The 13,897-nt window shown below is 74.2% G+C and carries 10 protein-coding genes; 7 read left to right on the plus strand and 3 right to left on the minus strand.

Annotation, left to right across the window (positions count from 1 at the left end; all coding sequences use genetic code 11):
- Window positions 1-10: 10 nt before the first annotated feature.
- Genes D9V36_RS36840 through D9V36_RS36850 form a run of 3 tightly spaced genes read right to left on the minus strand, consistent with a single transcriptional unit; the run spans window position 11 to window position 2,267 of the window.
- Complete coding sequence (locus D9V36_RS36840; protein WP_129297589.1) at window positions 11-874, minus strand: biotin-dependent carboxyltransferase family protein; 864 nt, start codon at window positions 872-874, stop codon at window positions 11-13.
- Window positions 871-1,494: a 5-oxoprolinase subunit B family protein gene (locus tag D9V36_RS36845; protein ID WP_129297590.1), complete on the minus strand. Its 624-nt coding sequence runs from the start codon at window positions 1,492-1,494 to the stop codon at window positions 871-873. The genes D9V36_RS36840 and D9V36_RS36845 overlap by 4 nt, the downstream gene beginning before the upstream one ends.
- On the minus strand, window positions 1,491-2,267 hold the full coding sequence (locus tag D9V36_RS36850) for a LamB/YcsF family protein (RefSeq protein ID WP_129297591.1): 777 nt from the start codon (window positions 2,265-2,267) through the stop codon (window positions 1,491-1,493). The genes D9V36_RS36845 and D9V36_RS36850 overlap by 4 nt, the downstream gene beginning before the upstream one ends.
- Before the next feature lie 304 nt (window positions 2,268-2,571).
- Between D9V36_RS36850 and D9V36_RS36855 the strand changes: the two genes are divergently transcribed.
- From D9V36_RS36855 to D9V36_RS36885, 7 genes are all read left to right on the plus strand, one after another.
- Window positions 2,572-3,315 (plus strand): GntR family transcriptional regulator, encoded by a 744-nt coding sequence (locus tag D9V36_RS36855; protein ID WP_129297592.1) that lies wholly within the window; start codon window positions 2,572-2,574, stop codon window positions 3,313-3,315.
- Between the two features lie 168 nt (window positions 3,316-3,483).
- A complete protein-coding gene (locus tag D9V36_RS36860) occupies window positions 3,484-4,194 on the plus strand; it encodes a DUF969 domain-containing protein (protein WP_129297593.1) in 711 nt (236 codons plus the stop codon).
- Window positions 4,191-5,159 (plus strand): DUF979 domain-containing protein, encoded by a 969-nt coding sequence (locus D9V36_RS36865; protein WP_129297594.1) that lies wholly within the window; start codon window positions 4,191-4,193, stop codon window positions 5,157-5,159. The genes D9V36_RS36860 and D9V36_RS36865 overlap by 4 nt, the downstream gene beginning before the upstream one ends.
- A gap of 190 nt (window positions 5,160-5,349) precedes the next feature.
- On the plus strand, window positions 5,350-5,994 hold the full coding sequence (gene pcp, locus D9V36_RS36870) for a pyroglutamyl-peptidase I (RefSeq protein WP_129297595.1): 645 nt from the start codon (window positions 5,350-5,352) through the stop codon (window positions 5,992-5,994).
- A gap of 205 nt (window positions 5,995-6,199) precedes the next feature.
- Window positions 6,200-7,723: a hypothetical protein gene (locus D9V36_RS36875; RefSeq protein ID WP_129297596.1), complete on the plus strand. Its 1,524-nt coding sequence runs from the start codon at window positions 6,200-6,202 to the stop codon at window positions 7,721-7,723.
- A 142-nt stretch (window positions 7,724-7,865) separates the two neighbouring features.
- The gene (locus D9V36_RS36880) at window positions 7,866-8,885 is read left to right on the plus strand and encodes a hypothetical protein (RefSeq protein WP_129297597.1); all 1,020 of its coding nucleotides are present in this window, start codon (window positions 7,866-7,868) and stop codon (window positions 8,883-8,885) included.
- Between the two features lie 308 nt (window positions 8,886-9,193).
- Window positions 9,194-13,879: a hypothetical protein gene (locus tag D9V36_RS36885; RefSeq protein ID WP_129297598.1), complete on the plus strand. Its 4,686-nt coding sequence runs from the start codon at window positions 9,194-9,196 to the stop codon at window positions 13,877-13,879.
- The last annotated feature ends 18 nt before the right edge of the window (window positions 13,880-13,897 follow it).

Raw genomic sequence — 13,897 nt, forward strand, 5'->3', positions numbered from 1 at the left:
CGGACACGCCCTACCGCACCCGGAGAAACCGGACCGGCGTCCCCGGTGACGCCTGGGCAGCGGGGGCCAGGTAGCGCTCGGGGACGACGCCGATGACCGGGTAGCCGCCGGTCGTGGGGTGGTCGTGGAGGAAGAGGACGGGCAGGCCGTCGGGCGGGACCTGGAGGGCGCCCAGGGGCATGCCCTCGCTGGGGAGTTCGCCGCTGCGGGCGCGCTCCAGGGGCGGGCCCTCGGTGCGCAGGCCGATGCGGTTGCTGGCGGGGGAGACGCGGAAGCGGCCGGTGGTGAGGGTGTGCAGGCCGGCGGCGGTGAACCAGCCGTCGCGGGGGCCGGGCAGGAACGGCAGGACGAGCTCCGTCACCGGGCCGGGGTGCCAGATGGCGTCGGCGCCCGCGGCCGGGCCGTACGGGGTGCCCAGCGGGAGCACCGTGCCCTCGGTGAGCGGGTCGGGGCCCAGGCCGGAGAGCAGATCGGCGGCGCGGCTGCCGAGGACCGGTGCGGTGTCGATGCCCCCGGCGAAGGCGAGGTGGGAGCGCAGGCCGTGGGTGGCGGGCCCGGCGTCCAGGACGGCGCCCGCCGGGACGCGGACCGGCGCGCCCCAGGGGGCGGGGCGGCCGTCGACGGTCACCGGGCAGGGCGCGCCCGTGACGGCGACGGTGGTGGCCGTGCGGACCCGCAGGGCGCAGCCGGTGAGGGTGGTCTCCAGGGCGGCGGCTGACTCGGGGTTGCCGACCAGGCGGTTGGCGAGCCGGTGCGCGGGCTCGTCCAGGGCGCCGGCCCGCGGCACACCGAGGTGGGCATGGCCGGGCCTGCCGAGGTCCTGGACGGTGGTGAGCGCTCCGGCCCGGACGACCGAGAAGGCGCGGTCGGTCATCGGGTGCTCTCCTGCGGGACGAAGCGGACACGGGTACCGGGGGCGAGCAGCGCGGCCGGCTCGCGGCGCGGGTCCCACAGGACGCTGTCGGTGGTGCCGATCAACTGCCAGCCGCCGGGGGAGGAACGCGGGTAGACCCCGGTGTACGGGCCGGCCAGGGCGACCGAGCCGACCGGGACCTTCGTACGGGGAGTGTCCCGGCGCGGTACGTGCAGCGGCTCGGGCAGTCCGGTCAGATAGCCGAAGCCGGGGGCGAAGCCGCAGAAGGCGACGCGGAACTCGGTCGCGGAGTGCCGCCGGACGACCTCGTCGGCGGTGCAGTTCCACAGAGCGGCGACGTCGGCGAGGTCGGGGCCGTTGTAGCGGACCGGGAGGTCCACGGTGGGCCGGTCGCCGGCGCCGATCGGCGGGATGTCCCAGGTGGCGAGCTCGGCGAGGAGGCCGCGGGGGTCGGCGAGACCGTCGAGGAGCACCGTACGGGCGGCCGGCACGATCTCGCGCAGCGGCGGCAGGGCGCCGCCGGCGGCCCGGCGCAGCAGTTCGGCGTGCAGTGCCTCGACCTCCTCGGCGCTGTCCAGCTCGATCAGCAGGCCGTGTTCACCGACCGGCAGCGGCCTCATACGAAGCTCCGGATGCGGACGCCGGCCGCGGCCAGCTCGGACCGTACGCGCCGGGCGAGGCCGGCTGCGCCGGGGGTGTCGCCGTGCAGGCACAGCGAGCGGGCCGTGATGCCGACGCGCCGGCCGTCGCGGGAGGTGACGGTGCGGTCGCGGGCCATGCCCAGGGCCCGCTTGACGACCTCGTCGGCGTCGTGGACCACCGCGCCCGGTTCGCGGCGGGGGACGAGGGTGCCCTCGTCGGTATAGGCACGGTCGGCGAAGGCCTCGCCGACGACGGGCAGTTCGGCCCGCCGGGCGGCCTCGTGCAGCCGCGAGCCGGGCAGCCCGAGGACCGGCAGGGCGGCGCCCGCGGCGCGGATGCCGTCGATGACGGCCGCGGCCTGCTCCGCGTCGTGGACACAGCGGTTGTAGAGCGCGCCGTGCGGTTTGACGTAGCGGACCCGGGTCCCGGCGGCGCGCGCGAAGACGTCCAGCGCCCCGATCTGATAGGTGATCTCGGCGGACAGCTCCTCGGGCGGCACCTCCATCGCGCGGCGGCCGAAGCCGGCCAGGTCGCGGTAGGAGACCTGGGCGCCGATGACCACACCGCGCCCGGCGGCCAGTTCGCACACCCGGCGCATGGTGGCCGGGTCGCCGGCGTGGAAGCCGCAGGCGACATTGGCGCTGGTGACGACGGAGAGCAGGGCCTCGTCATCGGTGAGCTGCCAGCGGCCGAAGCCTTCCCCGAGGTCGGCGTTGAGGTCGATGACGGGAGGGGGCGCCGGGTCGCTCATGTGGGTCCGTTCCATGGGGCTCGGGGCCGGTCGGGCGCGCGGGGCAGCGGTGCGACGGCTCGGGCGCGGGCAGGGGCGGCGGGACGTTCCGGCCGGCCCGTATCCGTAGTGACTCTCCCCGAGGGCGCTTGAGCCGACCGGCGTCGAGGACAACGTAGAGGATTGTTCAACGATCCGACAAGAGGTGTTCGGGGTGCGATCACGGACGCGTTGTTTCGTTCTCCCATCTGGGATTGACTTTCGCTCATACGACCCCGGGACGGCCCCGACTGCCGCCCGGTACGGCGCGAGAGCGGGGAGCGGTATGGCGGGCGGAGCGGCGAAGAACGATCAGTGGCGGCTCACCGAGGTCGCGAGCCTGGAAGGCGACCGTGCCCTGCTGGGGCGCTCCAGTACGGCCGAACGGGTCGCCGACATCCTGCGCGACCGGATCACCGAGGGCTTCTTCCCGCCCGGCGCCAGGCTCTCGGAAGAGAGCATCGGCGGCGCGCTGGGTGTCTCGCGCAACACGCTGCGGGAGGCCTTCCGGCTGCTGACGCACGAGCGGCTGCTGGTGCACGAGCTCAACCGAGGGGTGTTCGTCCGGGTGGTGACGGTCGAGGACCTGGAGGACATCTACCGGGTGCGGATGCTCGTGGAGTGCGCGGCGGTACGGGGTCTGGGGCCGGGGCCCTACGACGCCGCGGCGACCGGTGCCATCGCGGCGATCGAGGCCGCGGTGCAGGCCGGCGAGGACGCGTCCGAAGGCCGGGAGTGGCAGGCGCTCTCGACCGCCAACATCCGCTTTCACCAGGCGGTCGTGGCCCTGGCGGGCAGTCCGCGCACGGATGAGCTGATGCGGGGAGTGCTCGCCGAGCTCCGGCTCGTCTTCCATGTCATGGCCGACCCCCGGCGCTTCCATGCGCCCTATCTGACCCGTAACAGGCACATTGTCGAGGCCCTGCAGGCGGGCGACACCGCCGAGGCCGAGGGGCTGCTGCTGTCGTATCTGGAGGACTCGCGCACACAGCTGTCGGGGGCGTACGCGCAGCGCATCGCGGAGGGGTGAGGGCCCGCGGGCCGCCGCGCCGCCCCTGGTCACGCCCTCCGCAGGGGTGGTCTGAGATTCGCTCCGGCAGACCCCTTGTCGGATCGTTGAACAATCACCTAGCCTCCGCTGCAATCTCTTCATCTCCCTGCGGACCCGAGTGGGTCCCCGTACGCGGAAGGCGCATCCATGATCGTGCTCCTCGGCGTGCTCGTGGTCGTGATCGGCTTCGCCACGAAACGCAATCCCCTGCTGGTCGTGGGGGTGGCCGGCATAGCGACCGGCCTCCTCGGAGGACTGTCGCCGGGCAAGGTGCTCGCCGCGTTCGGCGACGGCTTCGCCGGCAGCCGGGCGGTGACGATCTTCGCGATCACCCTCCCGGTCATCGGCCTCCTGGAGCGCTACGGCCTCCAGGAGCAGGCCCGCAACCTCATCGCCCGGTTCGCCGGGCTCACCACCGGACGCTTCCTGGCGCTCTACCTCGGTCTGCGGCAGATCGGCGCCGCGGTCGGCCTGACCAACGTCTTCGGCCCCGCCCAGACCGTCCGCCCGCTCGCCGTCCCGATGGCCGAGGGTGCGGCCGAGCGGAAATACGGCGAACTCCCGGACCGGACACGGGAGAAGGTCAGGTCGTTCGCCGCCAGCGCGGACAACGTCGGCCTCTTCTTCGGGGAGGACGTCTTCCTCGCCGTCGGCTCGATCCTGCTGATCACCGGCTTCGTCAACACCACCTACGGAACCCACCTCGAACCGCTGCAGCTCGCGCTGTGGGCGATCCCCACCGCCGTGTGCGCCTTCCTCGTCCACGGCTGGCGACTGCTGCGCCTGGACCGCCATATGGAACGCGAACTGCTCACCGCCCGTGTCCACGACACCGCCGTAGTGGAGGCCACCAAGTGATCAAGGCAGAGTGGTTCTACTGGCTGGTGGGCCTCAGCTTCCTGGTGATGGCCGCCCAGATGGTCACCGACCGCAGCAACCCCAAGCGCCTGGGCACCGGCACCTTCTGGGGCCTGATCGGTGCCGGTTTCATCTACAGCAGCTGGGTCGTCACCAAGCAGGCGCCGGCCGAGCCCCTGGGTGCCGCGGTCCTCGTCATGGCGTGCCTGGCCGGCTTCGGCTTCACCGGGCGCGGCACCCCGCGCACCACGACCTCGGAACAGCGCACCGCCAGTGCCGCCAAGCTCGGCAACAGGCTGTTCGTCCCCGCGCTCACCATCCCCGCCGTCGCCATGGTCTGTGCCATAGGTGTCAAGCACCTCTCCTTCGGGGGTGAGCCGGTCCTCCAGGAGGGCAGCGAGACCATCCTGGGCCTGGGGATCGGTGCCGTCGTCGCCCTCGTGGTCGCGATGGTCATGCTCCGCGAGAAGCGGATCTCCGTACCCGTGCAGTCCGGCCGCTCGATGCTCGAGGCGATGGGCTGGGCGATGCTGCTGCCGCAGATGCTGGCCACGCTGGGCGCCATCTTCCAGGTCTCCGGGGTCGGCGACCAGGTCGGCAAGCTCACCGCCTCCGTCCTGCCCGAGGGCTCGCTCTACATCGCGATCGTCGTCTACTGCGTGGGCATGTTCGCGTTCACCGTGATCATGGGCAACGGTTTCGCCGCCTTCCCCGTGATGACCGCCGCGGTCGGCTGGCCCGTCCTGATAGGCCACTTCAACGGCAACCCCGCCGCCGTCCTGGCCATCGGCATGCTCGCCGGCTTCTGCGGCACCCTGGTGACGCCCATGGCCGCCAACTTCAACATCGTTCCGGCGGCCCTGCTGGAGCTGAAGGATCAGTACGGGCCGATCAAGGCGCAGTTGCCCACCGCGGGGATACTGCTCGGCTGCAACATCCTGATCATGGCGCTGTTCGCCTTCTGAACCCGCTGTCCGGGCGTGCCCGTCGGACTCCGCGGCACCGTGCCCCGCTCCGCCCCGGCCCGCCCTTGCGCCCGCCGCCTGCGATGCCGCACGCGCGGCGCCGCACTCACCGCACCGCAGTGCCCCCACACCGCACCCGCACCGCACTGCACCCCCTCGCACCTCACCGCACCGCACCAAGGATGACCGTATGACCCGGGTACTGCTGACCGGATTTGCGCCTTTCGACGGCGAATCCACCAACCCGTCCTGGCAGGCGGTACGCGCCGCCGTGGACGAACCGCCCACCGGCATCGAGGCCTTCGCCGTCGAGCTCCCCTGCGTCTACGGAGCGTCGATCGCGGTGTTGCGCGCCGCGATCGAGGAGACCCGTCCCGAGATAGTGGTGTGCGTCGGCCAGGCGGGCGGGCGCCCCGACATCACCGTCGAACGCATCGCCGTCAACGTCGACGACGCGCGGATCCCCGACGCCTCGGGAGCCGAACCGGTCGACGAGCCGGTCGTGCCCGGCGGCCCCGCCGCGTACTTCTCCACCCTGCCGGTCAAGGCGTGCGTGGCCGCGGTCCGTGCCGCCGGTCTGCCCGCCTCCGTCTCCAACACGGCGGGCACCTTCGTCTGCAACCACGTCTTCTACGGCCTCGCCCACCTCATCGCCACCGAACTGCCCGAGCTGCGCGGCGGCTTCGTCCACGTCCCCTACACGCCGGAGCAGGTCGTCGACCGCGCCCAGCCGTCGCTGCCGGCCGACGCGGTGGCCCGCGCCCTGCGCGAGATCGCGGTCACCGCCGCGCACACCCGCACCGATCTCCGGATCGCGGGAGGGGCGACCCACTGAGCGCCCCGTCGAGCACCCCACGGAGCACCGGCACGGGCTCCGGCGCACCCGCCACGGGACCTGGCGCCGGGCCGCCGCGGGCCACGCCGTAGACTGATCCGCCGGCCCGGCGAGTGGTCCGTCAACGGATCCACCAGCGGTTCCACCCAGGAACGGATCCGCGCCGTTTCGTCCGTTGTCAGTGCGAGCGCCTACTCTGTGCGACGTGACTTTTTCCGCCCCGGGGCCCGCTGCGCCCCAGCTCAACGGGCCGAACCGGCCCGCGCCGGGCCCGGCAGCCGACGAAGGCCTGGCCCGTCGGCTGCGCGCCCTCGCGTGCACCGCGCCGCTGCACGACCTCGACGTGCGCAAGGCCAACCTCGCGGGCGAGTACGGGATCTACGCCATGGCGGAGGTGGCGCTCGCCGTCATCGATCTCGTCACCCTCCACATGGACTTCGACACCGGCGCCGACCACGAGGAGATAGTGGCGAAGGCCCTCCCGCGGATCGCCGCCCAGGCCCCCCGCCGCCCCTCGGGCGAGCACGAGCGGGTGGCCCGTTGGGTGCTGGAGAACCTGATCAACGTCGGCAGCGTGGACCGCGGCTTCCGGGCCGTCTACGGCACCTTCAACACCGAGGGTCAGTACGTCCGCCGCGACTACGACTTCAAGCTCATCGAGGAGGTCCCCGGCGCCGGCGGCACCGTCTTCCTGCGGGCCACCGACGAAGCGGTCAACGTCCTGGTCGGCGCGCTCGACACGGATGTCACCAGCGCCCAGATCGCCGCCGAGGTCAAGCTGGAGGTGCTGATCAACCGCGGCCGGCTGGCCGACGCCCAGCTCGCCGCCGAGCAGGCCCGCTACCGCACCGTGCAGTACGCCGAGACGCTGCGCAGGACCCTGGACGCCACCCGCCGCAATGTCCGCGCCGTGGACTGGCTGGAGACCGTCCCGGACATGATCAACGAGGCGCTGGACCACGTCGCGGACCGCTACCGCCACGAGAACGCCATCCTGACGAACATCCGCAAGGCCCGGGACGAGACCGAGGAGCCCGAGCACAAGCGCCGTGCCGCCGAGCTCGTCGACATCGTCAAGGACTGCATCCGCCGGCACACCCAGCTGCAGTCCCGGCTGCTGGAGGCCGGACCGCTCTTCCGCGCCGAGCAGGACCGGCAGGCCTTCGCCACCCCCGTCGCCCGCTCCGGACTCGACCTCTACGGCCAGCTCGTCGCCCCCCTGCTGCCGCTCCCCGCCGAGCAGGCCATCCGCGTCACCGACGCCTTCTTCGCCCAGGGCACGGGCCTGCGCACGCCCTCGGCCGTCCGGGTCGGCGACCTCGTCGAGGTGCTGCTCACCCCGCCCGTGGAGCGCGAGCACCTGGGCGCCGAGATGCCCGAGCCCGATCTGGTGGCGACGCCCGACGACAGCCGCTTCAGCGAGGCGCAGCTGGACGCCGCGATGACGCTGCTCGACCTGCCCGCCGACGCACCCCGAAGGCTCTCCGGGCTGCTCGCCGACGCCCGCCGCAGCGATCCCGAACTCCCCTATCTCGTCGCCCTGCTGGCGGTGCACGCCGCCAGCCCGCCGGTCGGTACGGCGTACCGGCAGGGTGAGCAGCAGCTGCTGTTCGCCGTCGACGACGGCACGGAGCTGACCGATCCCGAGTTCGGCGGCGCCGACCTCATCGTCGGCACGGCCCTGCTGGACTCCGCCGGAATGGCCGCGGACCGTTCGGAGGTGGCGTGATGGCGGACCGCGTCCAGGGCGGGCGGCAGGCGAGCCGCGTGGCGCGCCCGGTCCGGCAGGGCCCCGGCCCGATGCCGCCCGGCCGCCCGGTGCCGTGCCGGCCAGAGATTTCCGAGACCGTCCCCAGCAAGGAGCTTGTTCCGTGACCCAGTACGACGAGACGCCGCAGCCGGATCCGGCGTCCGCGGCCGGTGAACCGGGCTGGGGCGCACCCACCGCCGACACCGAGCCGGCCGAGGCGGGAGACGCCCCCGAGCTCTCGGCCTCTCCTCCGCTCCCGCCTCCGCCCTCGCCGTCGCTCGACCGGGGGGACTCCGCCGAGCAGGGGCGACCCCACCCCCTCACCCCGGCCGATGCCGCCGACGCCGCGCGGCTGGTGTCCTTCGGCCTCCAGCCGAAGCTGCTGCCCGCCCGTGACGCCGAATACGGCGAACTGCTGCGCCGCTATCGCGACGAGCCCGCCTTCGCCCGGCTCGCCGACGCCGTCGCCACCGGCCTCGGCCTGGTCGTCCTGGAGGTCTCCACCCGCGCCGGGATGGCCGTCACCGCCCACGAGGACTCTGTCTTCGCCGTTCGGATGGGTGACTACGCGCGTCGCGCCTCCGCCGACTCCGCCGACCGCTTTCTGCACGGCCTGGCCCATCTCGCCGTCGCCGCACTGGCCTTCCCGCGCCCCGAAGACCTCGCCGACGACGGCTATATCGGCCGGATCACCGTCAACGGCGTCGACGCCTTCGTCCGGCAGGCCTGCCGTCGCCTGGAGGAGCGCGCCGAGCAGGAGGGCGAGAACACCGACCCGGCCACCGATGCCCCCGGCCTGGAATCCGCCTGGCGTCTCTACGCGCGGCGCAGCGCGACCGGCGCCACCAAGGACGCCCGCCGGCTGGCCGGTTCGACCACGGGCATCATCGCCAAGGCCGTCACCTTCCTCGTGGACTCCGGCTTCCTGCAGCGCACCGGCGACGACTCCGGTGGGGCCTACCGCACCACCGCCCGCTATCAGCTCCAGGTCCGCGACATGGCCGGCAGCGCCGCCATGGCCGAGCTGCTGGAGCTGGGCATCGTCCCCGTCGCCGACGGCAGCGCCGCGCTGCTGCCGGGCGAGGAAACCGAGGACCTCGACCTGGTCGCGGACGCCGGACTGCCCTTCCACTCCGGATGACGAGCCGACCCCACGGCCGGATGACGAGTTGGCCCCGCGGTCGGATGACGAGTTGGCCCCGTGTCCGCTGATCTTCCGGCGGAGGGCCGGCGACCGTGCCGGCCGGCTTGCCACCGACCGGCACTCCCCCCGACTGACCGCTGACCGCCGACCGACGCCGACCGCAACTCGCTTCCCCCCACCCCCGAACCCACCCCCGCCCCCTCCCCCGAAGGGGGAGGGGGGAGGGGGCGGGGGGAGCGGCACTCCTGCCCGACACGACAACTTCCCGAACACGACAACTTCCGACACGACAACGAGAGTCCGCCATGTACGAGCTGTCCCGGGTCCGCCTCTACTCCATCGGGCCCGCCGGTGCGCGCTATGCCGACACCGTGCTGGACCTGCGCGGAGTCGGCGCGCCCGTACCCCGACCGGCCCCGGCCCAGGCGGACTTCTTCGAGGACGAACCGGTCGGCCCGCCGCGCCGCCCGGCGCCCGCGGGTGTGCTCTTCCTGGAGAACGGCGGCGGCAAGTCCGTCCTGCTCAAGCTGATCTTCTCGGTGATGCTGCCCGGCCACCGCAACACCCTCGGCGGCGCCAGCTCCGGCGTCCTGCGCAAATTCCTGCTTGCCGACGACTGCGGCCATGTCGCCCTGGAGTGGCAGCACGTCCTCACCGGCGAGAGCGTGGTCGTCGGCAAGGTCAGCGAATGGCGCGGCCGGCAGGTCTCCAACGACCCGAGGAAGTTCGCCGAGGCCTGGTACAGCTTCCGCCCCGGCCCGGGCATGAGCCTGGACTCCCTCCCCGTCGCCGAGGCCACCGTCGTCCGTCCCCGCCAGGAGAACGGTGAGGGCAGCTCCGGAGCCCAGGGCCGCCGGCGCACGATGAAGGGCTTCCGCGACGTCCTCACCGAGGCGGGGAAGAGCTACCCCAATCTGGACGTGGTCTGGGAGGAGGGCCACGAGCGCTGGAACGTCCACCTCGGCGAGCTGGGCCTGGACCCGGAACTCTTCCGCTACCAGCGGGAGATGAACGCCGACGAGGGTGAGGCGGCCGGCCTCTTCGCGGTCAAGAACGACTCGGACTTCACCGACCTCCTCCTGCGCGCCGTCACGGACACCCGGGACACCGACGGCCTCGCCGACCTCGTGCACGGCTTCGCCCACAAGCTCGGCCGGCGCGCCGAACTCACCGCCGAGCGGGACTTCACCGCCGGTTCCCTCGATCTGCTCTCCCGTATCGCCGACGCCGCCGAGCAGCGCGAACGCGCCCGCGAGGTGCATGCGGGCGCCGAGCGCCGCACCCGCGCCCTCGCCCAGCGGCTCTACGCCCGCGGCACCGAGGAGCGCGGCCGCGCCGCCGAGCTGGCCGAACAGGTCGCCGCCGCGGCCCATCGCGTCACCGACGCCGAGCGGGGCCGCGAGCGCCGCTCCCTGGTCTCCGCCGAACTCGCCTACCGGCACGCCTCGCTGGCACTGGCCGCCGCCGAGAAGGGCGCCGCCGCCCAGCGCCGTGAGCTCAACGACGCCCGTACGCTGCACAGCGCCTGGCAGGCCGCCGAGACCGCGCTGCGGCACCGCGCCGCCGCCGACCGCTCCGCGCGGGTCGCCGCCGCCATCCGTGAGGCCGAGCGGGACGCCGCCCCCGCGCTCGCCGCCCGGGCCACCGCCGCCGCCGACCTCGTACGTGCTCTGCACACCGCGGCCGAGGCCGGGGAGCAGGTCGCCAATGAGGAGGAGGAGCGCTCCGCGGCCCTCCAGGAGGCCGGTGAATCCGCGCACCGCGACGCCACCACGGCCGCCACCCACGCCCAGCGCGCCCGCAGCGAGGCCGACCACCTCAAACAGCGTCTGGCGGAGGTCACCGAGGAGACCGCCGAAGCCGTCCGGGCCGGCTGGCTGGACGACAGCGCCCCCGACGCCGACCCGGCCCGTGCCGCGCTCGCCGCCTCGGACGCCGAGAAGACCGCCGTTGAGGCCTGGGACTCGGCCCGGGAGACCGCCCGGCAGGCCACCGACCGCGCCCGCGAGGCCACCGCCCGGCACTCCGCCGCCGAGCTGGCGGCGGCCCGCGCCGACGACGCCGCGCAGGCCGCCGGGCGTGCCCACGAGGCCGAGCGCCTTGCCGCCGAGTCCATCGGCGCCGAGCAGCGGCTCGCCGACCTCCTCGGACTCCCGCAGTCCGAGGCCAAGTCCCCGGGCGTGCCCGGCCCCCGTACGGCCACCCCCGGTACGGACCCGGTCACCCCCCGCCGTCCCGCCGCAGGACCGCTCACCGCCGAGGAGCTGGACCGCAACGCCGACGAACTGCACGCGCTGCTGGAGGAGGGCGTCTCGGCCGCCGAACGGCAGCTGTTCGACCTGCGCACGGCCGCCGCCGACGATGCGCGGATCCTCGGCGCGCTGGGTGACGGCGGACTGCTGCCACCGGGGCCCGATGTGCTGGCCGCCGTGGAGTACCTCGGTGAACACGGCGTCCCCGCACTGCCCGGCTGGCGCTATCTCGCCCAGTCCGTCGACCCGGCCGACCACACCCGGGTGCTCGCCGCCCGCCCCGAGCTCGTCGACGGCGTGATCATCACCGACCCGGACACCCATGCGCGGGCCCGCGACGTGCTCGCGCAGGCCGCGCTGCTGCCGCGTTCGGCGGTCGCGGTCGGTACCGCCGCCGCGCTGCTCGCGCCCACGCCGGCCCCCGACGAGCGGGAGAGCGGCGTCTTCCTCGTCCCGCCGAACCCCGCGATGCACGACGAATCCGCCGCCGACGAGGAGCGCCAGGCGCTGCGGGCACGCGCCATAGAGCGCGACGACGAGATCCGGGCACTGGCCGCCCGGCTCGCCGGGGACCGGGCGCTGGCCGCCCGGCTCGGCTCGTGGCGGGCGGGCTGCCCGGCCGGCCGGCTCGCGGAACTGGCCGCCGCCGCGGACGAGACCGCCGCCGCGGCCGAGGAGGCCGCCGCCGAGCTGGCCGAGGCCCGTGCCGCCCGCGTCGAGACCGAGGAGGTCGCGGCCGAGGCCACCCGGGTGCGCGACGAACGCCAGGAGACCGCACAGCGCGCCCGCCGCGCCGCCGACCTGCTGGCCGGGCTCGCCCACCGGCTGCGGGAGCGCGCCTCCTGGCAGTCCCGGATGCGTGAACTCGCCGATGAGGCGGCCGAGTTCGAGGCCCGCGCCGAGGAGTGCGTGGACCGCGCACGGGCCGCCGACGAGGACCGCAGGGCCGCCCAGCGCGCCGCCGACGATGCGCGCCGTACCTCCCGCGCACTGCGCGCCGAGCGTGCCGAGATCGCCGGTGTGCCGGACGAGGTGGGGGAGGCCCCGGAGGGCGCCGGCGCCTCGCTGCCCGCGCTGCGCGAGGCCTACCGCGCCGCCTCCCAGCTCTACGAGAAGGTGGGTGTCGGCGCCGACCTGCGCGCCGAACAGGCCCGCGCCGAGGGCGACGAGAGCGCCGCCCTGGCCGAGCTCAACCGCCTCACCAACAAGGTCCGCACCCGCGCGGAGGCGCTGCTGGAGAGCCCGGACGCCGCCGACGGCCCGTCCCGGCAGGCTGCCGCGGCCCGCGCCGAATCGCTGGTGCACATGCTGGAGACCCGCGCCTCGGCCGCCAGTGAACAGCTGGGCCGGCTGCGTGGCGAGGCCGAGCGGCTGGCCCCCACCGACGGCGAGGCGCACACCGAGCTGCCCGACGAGCTGGTGCCCAAGGACGCCGACCGCGCCAAGGAGCTGCTGCGCACCGCATCGGGCGAACTGGCCACCACCACCGACATGCTGGAGGCCGCCCGGGCGCAGCACGAGGAGCTGCTGCGCGCCCACCGCGCCGCGGAGGACGCCGCGGGCGGCTTCGACGAGACCGCCGCCCTGCTGCGCGACCTGCTCCGCGATCACCAGGACGCCGAGGACGCCGTCGACGGACAGATCGAGCCGTACGCCGGCCGGGTGGAGGAGGCCCGGCAGGCCGCCGCCGAGTCCCGCCGCTCGCTGCGCGGCTGCGCCGCCGACCTCTCCACCGCCGAGTCCGCGGTGCGCGAGGCGAGCGACATCCTCGTACGGCACGCCAACTCCACCCGCTACGAGCAGGTCCGCACCCCTGCCCGCCAGCAGATCCGCGAACTGCCCGCCTCGGCCCTCCCGGACCACGCCGCCAAGTGGGCGGACGCCTTCGCCCCGCGGCTGCGGGTGCTCACCGACGAGCTGGCGCAGCTGGAGCGCAACCGCGACTCCATCGTCGACCGGCTCCGCGGGCTGGTCGAGTCCTCGCTGACGACACTGCGCTCCGCCCAGCGGCTGTCCCGGCTGCCCGAGGGGCTGGGGGAGTGGTCCGGGCAGGAGTTCCTGCGGATCCGCTTCGAGGACCCCGACCAGGCCACGCTCACCGAGCGGCTGGGCGAGGTGATCGACGAGGCGACCCGTGCGGCCGTCAAGAAGAACAGCGATCTGCGCCGGGACGGGATGTCCCTGCTGCTGCGCGGGGTCAGCGCGGCGCTGCAGCCGCGCGGGGTGGCCGTGGAGATCCTCAAGCCGGACGCGGTGCTGCGCGCCGAGCGGGTGCCGGTCGGACAGATGGGTGACGTCTTCTCCGGCGGCCAGCTGCTGACCGCCGCCATCGCGCTGTACTGCACGATGGCCGCGCTGCGCAGCAACGACCGGGGCCGCGACAAGCAGCGGCACGCCGGCACCCTGTTCCTGGACAACCCCATCGGCCGCGCCAACGCGACCTATCTGCTGGAGCTCCAGCGCGCCGTCGCCGACGCCCTGGGCGTCCAGCTGCTCTACACCACCGGCCTCTTCGACACCACGGCGCTCGCGGAGTTCCCACTGGTCATCCGGCTGCGCAATGACGCGGACCTGCGGGCCGGGCTGAAGTACATCAGCGTCGAGGAGCATCTGCGGCCGGGCCTGCCGCAGCCGGACCCCTCCGGTGAGGCGATCCACGGCCAGATCACGGCGACGCGGATGTACCGGCGTCCGGAGGACCCTGCTCCTGAGGAGGAGGCGGATCCGGCCGGCGGCTGAGCCGCGGCGTGGGAGGCC

It is taken from the genome of Streptomyces lydicus (assembly GCF_004125265.1).
Lineage (GTDB): Bacteria > Actinomycetota > Actinomycetes > Streptomycetales > Streptomycetaceae > Streptomyces > Streptomyces lydicus_C.